The organism is Paraburkholderia kururiensis JCM 10599 = LMG 19447 (assembly GCF_003986935.1).
GTDB lineage: Bacteria > Pseudomonadota > Gammaproteobacteria > Burkholderiales > Burkholderiaceae > Paraburkholderia > Paraburkholderia kururiensis.
Genome location: NZ_RJZE01000038.1, coordinates 25,678 through 34,176, shown reverse-complemented (window position 1 = coordinate 34,176; position 8,499 = coordinate 25,678). Strand labels below are relative to the sequence as shown.

Annotated in this window: 9 protein-coding genes; all 9 read right to left on the bottom strand. The window is 64.3% G+C overall.

Translation table 11 applies throughout. From position 1 onward, the window contains the following. Positions 1–290: 290 nt before the first annotated feature. Positions 291–737 carry a hypothetical protein gene (locus PKKP23_RS31265; protein WP_126879757.1) on the bottom strand — a complete coding sequence of 149 codons (447 nt, stop codon included), beginning with the start codon at positions 735–737 and terminating at the stop codon, positions 291–293. An 89-nt stretch (positions 738–826) separates the two neighbouring features. Then, entirely contained in the window at positions 827–1,378 is a 552-nt protein-coding gene (locus tag PKKP23_RS31260; protein WP_126879756.1) for a phospholipase D-like domain-containing protein, read from the bottom strand. 80 nt (positions 1,379–1,458) lie between these two features. Continuing rightward, the gene (locus PKKP23_RS31255) at positions 1,459–1,665 is read right to left on the bottom strand and encodes a hypothetical protein (RefSeq protein ID WP_126879755.1); all 207 of its coding nucleotides are present in this window, start codon (positions 1,663–1,665) and stop codon (positions 1,459–1,461) included. Positions 1,666–1,724: 59 nt separating this feature from the next. Further along, positions 1,725–1,910, bottom strand: coding sequence for a hypothetical protein (locus PKKP23_RS31250; protein WP_126879754.1), 186 nt, complete (start codon positions 1,908–1,910; stop codon positions 1,725–1,727). 73 nt (positions 1,911–1,983) lie between these two features. Further along, complete coding sequence (locus PKKP23_RS31245; RefSeq protein WP_126879753.1) at positions 1,984–4,305, bottom strand: SMC family ATPase; 2,322 nt, start codon at positions 4,303–4,305, stop codon at positions 1,984–1,986. Beyond that, entirely contained in the window at positions 4,293–4,838 is a 546-nt protein-coding gene (locus tag PKKP23_RS31240; RefSeq protein WP_126879752.1) for a hypothetical protein, read from the bottom strand. The genes PKKP23_RS31245 and PKKP23_RS31240 overlap by 13 nt, the downstream gene beginning before the upstream one ends. A 224-nt stretch (positions 4,839–5,062) precedes the next feature. Further along, complete coding sequence (locus PKKP23_RS31235; protein WP_240659221.1) at positions 5,063–6,412, bottom strand: metallophosphoesterase family protein; 1,350 nt, start codon at positions 6,410–6,412, stop codon at positions 5,063–5,065. Positions 6,413–6,675: 263 nt separating this feature from the next. Continuing rightward, a complete protein-coding gene (locus PKKP23_RS31230) occupies positions 6,676–8,019 on the bottom strand; it encodes a recombination directionality factor (protein WP_126879751.1) in 1,344 nt (447 codons plus the stop codon). Next, entirely contained in the window at positions 8,016–8,285 is a 270-nt protein-coding gene (locus PKKP23_RS31225; RefSeq protein WP_126879750.1) for a DUF7696 family protein, read from the bottom strand. The genes PKKP23_RS31230 and PKKP23_RS31225 overlap by 4 nt, the downstream gene beginning before the upstream one ends. Between the last annotated feature and the right edge of the window lie 214 nt (positions 8,286–8,499).

The following is an 8,499-nucleotide window of genomic DNA, read 5'->3' as shown; positions in this document are numbered from 1 at the left end:
GCCGTTGCCCATACGCTCAATTGCCGGCCCAGAAAATCGCTTGGCTGGAAGACCCCAGCAGAATTCCTGGACGAGTATCTAAAATCTGTTCAACAATCTAGTGTTGCGACGACCGGTTGAATCCGCCCTGTGACCCTGGTGGAGAATGGACAGCAGACGGCCGATGACCGCTTCGGCCCGCGCGAGAATATCAGTTGTCATCTGATGGTCCTATGCGACAGACGGGCCGACCCCTGACGGGCGTTGGCCCGTCAGGGTGGATTGCCCAGAGGGGCCGGAAAGTCGGATGGCTACCGCCCGGCGCACCCAGTCGGGTGACCACCGGAGCAGGCGTCCACCCCGTGGCCGTCGTGCTCGCCGCGTATGCCGGTGGTTAGGCGCATGTGCTGCCGCCACCGCGCACCGCCGGGCAGGCCATCGATGAACGCAGCGAAAGCATGTTGGTGCAACGGAAGATCGATCGCTCCGCCGGTCGCGACAGCGTCCGCCAGATACACAACGTAATCGACGGCATGCGTGCCGAACGTCTCGCGAAGTGCGCCCAGGGATTCAATTCCCGAGAGCACTTCGGAGAGAAAGTTAGCCCCGCTCGCGCGAGCTGCGAGGCCCGTGATGGCCGATATCGAGGCGTCGGCCTGGGCGCCGGCATCGGTGCCCACCTGGTCGACAGGCATGGCACCGGTTTCGCACAGACAACGCAGAACGTCGTCCATAAAGTCACTTGCTGAATACGTCATCGTTGCTCCTTGAAAGCGATGACGCAGGTGCCCCGCTGGGGACACGCTGCCCCACCGGGAGTCAGAAAGAAGAAAAAGTGGATGCGCGCTCAGGGAGCGCTGTACAGCACGCCCTTCGCGGTCACATCACGCCAGTTCGCCGCATACGCGCTGGCAACCGCGGGCGCGCCGTGAATCACCACGACGTTTTCGGAGTTGAACCGTGCGGCCTGCTGCGAGTAGTTGAATGACCCGGTCTCCACCGTTGCGTTGTCGACCAGCAGGTACTTGCTGTGCTGCAGATCGAAGGCGTCGACCGTGCGCACCGGGATGCCGGCATACACGAGGCTGTTCAGCGCCGCTCTTGCGCGGTGGCTGTGGTCGTCCGCGACGTTGTTGCGGTAATCCACTGTCACCGCGACGTCGATGCCGCGCCGATGCGCGGCGACAAGTGCGGCAACAACGGTACGAGACGTGAACGAGTAAGCCATCACGCGGATACTCGAGCGCGCCTCGCCGATCGTCTGAAGCACCAGCTGCTCCGCGCCACCATCGGGAGAGAACGCGATGTCGACGGACTCGGCGTGTGCCTGCGCCGCGATGAGGATGGCCGCTGATACGAGCGCGGCTAAGGCGGCTCCGGCGACAATCTGTCTGTTCATAAAGACTCCTTTATTTGTTTACCGCCAAAGCCCCGTTCCTCGCGGAGACGGGGCGGGCTATGGAAACGCCTGCGGGGCTGTCACTCGCAGGTCTTCGGGTGCGATACAGGAAACACGAGTACCCGCCCGTCGTTGCAGATGATGAAGTCGCCCTTCTCGCCTGCCGGCTCGTGGACGACGATGCTGGGCCTGAACCCTGCGGGCCGGACCTCGTGAACCGGGGTGGAACAGGCGCACAGGCCGGCGGAGCTGCCGGCCGCAATCAGCAGCATGAGGAAATTGGACATATGGATCGTTGGGTTGGAAAGCGTGCGTCCCGTGGGACGCACGCCTGTGAGACGCAGCCTTACTGGCTGCAGGGAACGGACGGAGCCGAGGCACCGAAGGTGACCCACCTGCCGTCGAGCAAAACGTCACGCAGCAGCGTGCCGTTCAGTACGTAGGTGTGCGTGGTCCCCATGCGGCGCCCGGCGGGCCGGACGGCGACTGTCACCGCCCGCACCGGGTCGTGGAAGATGTGTTGCGTTTTCATGGCATTCCTCTTTTGATGCGAGGAACGCCCCCTGTGGGGATCGTTCCCCACGGGGTTAAAAGTTAGGTCTCACTCAGGCTGCAAGTGCGACTACGTCAATGACTGCGTCAGCCTGTTCGACCAGCTCGGGTGTCTGCGAGATGAAGTACTCCCGCTCGTATCCGCCCTGACGCAATACTTCGCGCTTCATGCGCATGAACTGCAACTTGCGCTCAGGATCGAGCGGGCCGTCCGATTCATCGCTGAAAAGCGTCTGGTAAGGCTGGCCGGCGTTACTGGCCATGTACAGCGCTATGCCGCGCGTCAGGCATTCGTTGACCCACACCTTCTGGCCACCTGACATCACCGATACGGCCTTGGTGCTGTCGTTGTCGCCGTCATGGACGAGGATCTCGAAGCCCTCACGCAGATCGCCGTTCGCAAGCTCACGCTGCGTGCGTATCTCGACCGTGAAGCGGGGGCCATAGCACGCGAGCAGCAGGTCGTTGACTGTCTGCGTAAGTGCCGGTCCGGCGTCGTCGATCGTCAGCGCCACGAGACCATCGTTGCCAAGGCCCCGGGCGAGCAGCTTCCACTGCGCGATCTCGTCAGACAGGCGTTCGGCCTGCGTGCGCGTTGCATCGAAACCGGCCAGTTCCGTCTTCATCGCGTCACGCTGTGTCTCGCGTGTTGCGTGCTGACGGATCAAGGTTTCAATGCGTCCATCGAGCGCCGCGGTGGCCTCGCGGTTCACGAGCAGTTGCCTGTCGAGTTCCGCGATCGCCGCCGTGACATCGTGCGCAGCCAGCCGCGAGACCTCACTGTCGATGTCGCGCAGCTGGCCCTGCAGTCGCGTCGTGTCCGCCTCCCGGCGTTGCGCAACCTGGACCAGCTGCACGCCGATGTCGGCAAGCTCGGTTTTCACCTGCGCCAGCGCGACGGCTGCGGCGTCGAGCAGTGGCTTGCGGGCCGCAAGCTCGGTGGCCGCCTGCAACGTACGACGGGCGGACGCAAGCGCATCCGTCGCCGCACGCAGTTCTTCGCGCTTGCTGGCAAGCTCGCCAACAACCGGGCTGAGCCCATCGGCCAGGGCCTTCTTCGTGCGGTATTGCTCCCGAAGATCCCTGACGGCGAGGCGCTGCTCGCCGGCCTGTTGCGCTGAAGACCGCGCCTGCGCAAGCAGGGGGCAGGTGGCATGCATGGCGTGACCCGCACAGGGCACCTGGCCGACGACCGAGGCCTGCTGCTCAAGGGTTTGCAGCAGATCCGCCTTCGTCCTGCCTTGCGACTCCAGAGCCGTCAGCACCGCGCTGGCTTCGGTCAATGCCGTGTGCTTTGGCTCCAGCGTTGCGATTGCGGTCTGCAGCGTCTGGATACGCGCCTCTTCCCTCCCGATCACGAGTCTCGCCTCATCACACTGTGCCTGCGCGCCTTCAATCCGCGCGCGCTGGGCAAGCGTCGCCTCGTGCGATACGCAGGTTTGGAGAAGCGCCGTGCGGCGACCATCAAGGCGGCGGGTGACCGCACCTGCGTCGACGACCACTGCGTCGAGCGACGCCTGTACCTCGGCTCGCCGTTTCGCCAGTTCACGCAGACGGGCCTCCACCGTTGCCGACTCGGCCTGCTTCGCTGCCAGCGTCGCGCGCTGTTGCCCGAGCGTCTGCGCTGTGGCCTGAAGGCCCTCGCGCTCGCGCCGTGCTGCCGCAATCGATTCAGCATCGGATGCGATCGCGCGCTCCGTCGCCTCCACCAGCTCGCGCCTGTGGGCAAGCGAGGCCAGCTCGCGCTGGATGCTGTCCAGTTTTCCGGCCAGCAGTCTGGCGACATCGGCCGCTTTCGCAGACAGCGCACACAGGTGATCGATATGCAGCAGCTCGGCCAGCAACGACTTCATCTCGCCGGTGCTGTACGACGCAAGTGGCCGCCGGTTCTGTGCCGAAAATGCGCTCGTGAAAAACGATTCGAGCGAACCGCATACCGACTCGACACAACGGTCGTACGTCTCCGCCTTGCCATCGGACCTCGTGCCGTCGGGCGCAATGTAGGGTTGCCAGAGACCCGCCCGGTCGCGCCATGCGAGGAAATACTCCGCCTTGCCTGTCTTGCCTGGCTTGCGGAACGCGAAGGTGGAGCGGTAGCGTACGTTGGCGTGCTCCCACTCAAGGATCTTCTGCGCCTGGGCGCCAAAGAGATGGTCCCAGTACGAGAAGGCGTCAACGGAGAGCTTCGCCGCACGCGAGGGCATGATGCGGTAGGGATGCAGGTTGTCCATCAGCGTGGACTTGCCGGCACCGTTCGGCCCGGTAAGTGCGATAAGGCCCGTGGGCAGCGATTCGAGATCGAGCGTGACGCTTTCGCGTCGCATCCCGTCGCGAACGCCCAGGAAGCCTTCGAGCGTCAGGCCTAGCGGTCGCATGGCAGCCCCTCCAGCAGTGGCACGTCGTGGAGGTAATCGGACGGCAGCCACGGCACGTCATCGTCGTTGGGCAACGAAGCGCCAATCACCGGATCGGCGACGGCTGTCACGGTCGCTGGCGCCGGCGGCACGATCGTGCCGTCGATGGCGCGCTCCAGCGCCGTGCAGGCTGCGCGAAACCGGGTGCCTGCGAGCGTGAGCAGCTGTTCCCAGCTGTCGCACGCCGTGAGCGCCTTCAGTTCCCGCGGGGACCACTGGCTCGCATATCCATTGCTGTGCGACCAGAGCAGATTCGTCATCTCGACGTCAGGGGCGACGACGCACTCGATCTCGCAAGCTTTGTCGTCATGCACCATCACGACAAAGCCATGGCGGACAGCGATGACCGATCCACGTGCAGGGCCGTAGGGTTGATGGAAAAGACCGGCCGTGAATCCGGCATGCTTCACGAGCAGCTGCTGGATCTCGCGCGCCGGCGTGGTGGCAGTGAAATGCTGGACCCAGGCGGGACCGGCGGGGTAAAGACCAAACATGGGCACACTCCTTGGAAAAGGACGGAGTGCGCCCCCGTTGGGGATCGCTCCCCGTCAGGGTCAACAAGAAAATGGATGCAGCGGATGCTGCGGTCGATACGCCAGGGGCGCGGGTGAACCTTGTTCCGGCAGTGCGCTCGTTGTGAACGCATTGTCGGGACACGGCTGTGTCCGCAGCACGGGCGGGCCTTACTGGCCCCGCCCGTGTCCGTGACGGCCATGAATCAAGCCGCGAAGAGATCGCCTTCGAGCCAGTCCGGCTCATCAGGATACGTGCCTGTCGTCGCGGCGGCCGCGTTGACGTCCGGTGCCGCACGCGCGACGAGCGAGAGCGGCGAACCCGACGGCACCTGATCGATGCGGGCAAGTACCGCCTCGGCGATTGCGGCGGCGTCTGCGCTCTGAAGCAGCTGCAGCCGTTCGAGCACCGGCGACACGGAAACGCCCGTCAGTTCGCACCAGCGCGCGAGCTTTGCATCAACGGACGTCTCCAGACTGATGCCCTCGGCACGGCTGCGCACCACCGGAAGAATGCGAGGCTCGATCTTCAGGCCGGGAGAGTTCGCGAACATCGCCTCGATGGCCGCCCGATCCACCGACTGCCGGTGCTCCTCGTCAACCTGCCAGCGAACACGCACGAACGCATCGCCAGATTCGGCGGCCAGCTGCGCGAGACGCTCCATGTCGGGGGGGCCATCGAAGTCGATGCAGACCATACGGCGCGAAGGCGTGGGCACAAGTCCGGCCGAAGCCGAGTCGGCCTCCACTTCCCATAGCAGGTATCCCTTCTCGCCTTGCTCGCCATAGTGGAAGCGGCCGATCGAACCCGGATAGGCAATGCGGCGACCGCCCTGCTCCCACGACTGCGACTTGTGGATATGCCCGAGCATGAACGCAGAGCACTGCGCATCGAACAGCGCCGACAGCGAGAACTCGTGATCGAATCCCGCCATCGTGACACCGTGCTCCGTCTCGCAGCCGACCACCGTGCCGTGTGAAATGCCCACGGTCGGGATTCCGGCCTCGCGCAGTTGCGAATTGTTCCGGCCCGAGGCCGCCAGATACGTCGCGAGCACGTCGCCCAGACCGGTCGCTGCCGCGAGCGCGCCAACGCTCGCTGCTAACTGCCCCTTGTTCACGGTCGGCAGACAGGTGAATACCGCTTCGGGCCGCTTCGCGATGACAGAGGCGAGCTCATTCTCGTCGAACAGGGGGCCGGTCGAGGCATGAAACCGACCGTCGATCAGCGCAACCTGCTGGATGCGGCTGACGACGAACACCTCGAAAGTCGATCCCATGAGCCCGAAGATATCGAGCGTGCCCGGCGGCTCGTGCGAGAACGTACCCTGCAGCAGAATCACCGGCATGGCGGCCGCCAGGCGATAGATCTGTCTGGCGAGTGCGGATAGCGCAGGCGAATGTGCATCGAGCCGGTGGTCGGTCGAGTCGCCCGAAACCACTGCAATGCGCGCACCGCGCGCGATCGCATCCTGCACGGCGAAGCCGAAGCAACGGTCGGCTTCGTCCAGCCGTTCGGGTGAGTAATGCAGGTCAGAAAACTGTGCGATCTTCAAGATGCACCTCCGTAAACGAAAAATGGCTACCCGATGGCAGCCACGATTGAGAGGACACCGCGCGAGGCGGCAATTGCAAAAAGGGGACACGGGGCGACTAGCGCCAGCCGGGCAAACAAGAGATGGCCGCGCGAGGCGGGCGGTTTCGATGCGCTGTCGCGCGTCGAAAGCGTTCGAGCAAGGCAATCCTGCTTGCTGAAACACTCTCGCGTCGCGGTCTGAAAGAAAAAGGAGCGCCGACCCCCATGAGGGGTCGGCAAGGGTCAGCTGAGCCCGGTGGCCCGTACGGCGGTCTCGATCTCCGTATCGAACGCGGCGCGGTCGGCGAGGGCCGCGACCAGACGCTCGTTCATGGCGTCCACGTCGGCCTCGCGCTTCGACCATCCGTTTCCGTACTGCGCGTGAGCGTAGATGCGGAATGCGCGCTGGCGATGCTCTGCGTTCAGCCCGAGGCGGGCCAGCAGATCAGCCATGCGATCACGCTTCTCCCCGATCGTTTCAGGCGCGTACTGTCCGGGTTCGCGAAGATCGGCGTTGGCCGCGTTCAGCAACGTATTGCCGGTCTGTGGCTCGCTCCCCGGTACCTCCTCCAACGTCTGGTCGGTTGTGGTCGAGCGCAGCGGATGCACCGTCCCCGAGGCGAGATCTCCCGACCCTTCGAGCAGTTGCGCTGCATGCGTTGCTGCGGCAAGCGCTGGCGATTGATCCTCGGCCCCGTCCAGCAGGGCGCTGATGTCGATATCAGCATCGAGCACAGTGAGCATCTGTGCCTGACGGACTGCCTCGCCCTGCTCGTTGATACGCGTGATCTCGAATTCGCGCTTTGAGATGAAGAACCGCGTGCCGGTGAGACGGCCGCGCGCGAGAGCCACCGTCTGCATGGCCGAGTACGCCTTCTGCAGCACGTAGATCGAGTTGGTGGGAAGCTCGATGAGCCCCAGCCCCTTGATCTCGGGAACCGCGAAGACGAAACGGGCCGAGAGGTTGCATTGCCGCGCCTGGTACTGCGGGCACTGCTGCGGGTTGCACACACCATCGGGAATCGCATCGTCCTGCCGGAGCACCGTTGTGCGCGGTCCGAAGTTGCGCTGCGAGCGCTGCGCCCGCGGATCGCGCTCCGGCTTTGCGTACAGCCTGCAGAAGCGCGTGCCGTCGGCGCCGTACTCCGAGAAGAACCTGCGCCCGTTGGTGCCCCACGTCGCCATCTCGTTCGGGATGTTGGCCATCCAGTCGTTGAAGGCGAACGTGACGGGGAAGCGGTAGAGCTTCACGCCATCGCCGCGATCCTCGCCATACAGACGCAGGATCTCGTCGGCAATGTCCGGATTGTTGAAATCAGAGCGGCGGCAGGTGAAGTACGGCACGTTGCGCGGTGCAAGCGGGTTCTTCAAACGGCAACGGCGTTCGATCTCCCCGCCGATCCGCTCGAACGATTCGCCGTCGGCGACGAGCTGTTCGTACAGCCTGACGGCCTCTTCGTTTTGCCTTGCGGCGGACGTCAGAACCTTGATGCCGGGACGGATCCGTCCGATGACTGGGGCGCGTGGTACACGCTCCTCTACGATGCTGCGCACAGGTGCCGCACCCAGGGCGACGACAGCGTTCATGATGGTTTCCTCGCAAGAAAGAAGATCGCCGAGGTGCGCATCTCGCTGGATGACTGCTCCAGGCTCGATGCCGCCGACTCTCCACGACGGCTGGCGATATGGGAAAGGACAACGCGGCGCTCGCCATCGGCAAGCATTGCGATGCGGGCGACCTCGCAGCGTTCGCGCCAGGCGGACGATGCGGTGTCGGCGTGTTCGCGCTCGCGGTCGATCGTCTTGCTGATCGTCTCGGCGATACGCTGGTCAAGGCCATTGGGAAGAAGCACGGAAGCACCTCCAGACAGGGAATGAAAAAACGCAGGACGAAAAAAAACGCGCTCCCCGGTCATGAGGAACGCGTTGTGGATTCGATTGAAGATGACCCATGCACCACGTCCCTTTCGGGGACGTGGTGCACAGGGAGCCGTGAGGCTCTCAGCGGGGAACGTAAGGTCGTTCCCGGCGCGACATGATCGCGTCGCGCAGACAGCCCATTTCCGA